Source organism: Capnocytophaga sp. oral taxon 326 str. F0382, from assembly GCF_000318295.1.
GTDB lineage: Bacteria > Bacteroidota > Bacteroidia > Flavobacteriales > Flavobacteriaceae > Capnocytophaga > Capnocytophaga periodontitidis.
The window spans coordinates 1-550 of record NZ_KB291475.1; the positions used below are offsets into that span (position 1 = coordinate 1).

Below are 550 nucleotides of genomic sequence, written 5' to 3' on the forward strand. Positions count from 1 at the left end.
TTTTAAAATATTCAGATGGTAAAAATTTATTATTTTATTTCAGCGTGTTTATTGTTGTTTTCTTGCAACAATTGCAATACCCAAGTGTCATCTTTTGATGATACTACAGCTACTATTTCCTCTATCAAAAGAGATACCATAGTAGAAAAAGATACAATTGCACCAATTCAAGTGCCTAAAGAAGAAACTGATGAAGCTACAAAAATGATTTTGGAATTTTATGATAAGTACATCAGGCAACAAGATAAAATACCGTGCTCTGATTTATATGAAGAAGAAAAAAAATGTGAAGATGAATTAATAAGAATTAAGAAAAACTATTTATCAAATAAATTGATAAAAAAAATAAAACCTACTGAAGATAGAGATATGGATTTTATTCTAAATGCCCAAGATATCAACCTAAAATGGTTAGACTCTCTTAAAGTAAAGAAAATAAGTTCAGAAAGATATAATGTTTATATTTTTGATTTCTTTTTTAATAGATATGATAGCGTACAATTAAAAGTAGCTAAGAAGAAAGACAGGTACATCATTGATGATATTATTT

Annotated in this window: 1 protein-coding gene; it reads left to right on the plus strand. The window is 26.0% G+C overall.

Annotated elements, in window-relative coordinates; all coding sequences use genetic code 11:
• Positions 1-15 precede the first annotated feature (15 nt).
• Positions 16-550: hypothetical protein (locus tag HMPREF9073_RS15195; RefSeq protein ID WP_034556080.1), on the plus strand; the 535-nt coding region annotated here is incomplete at its 3' end.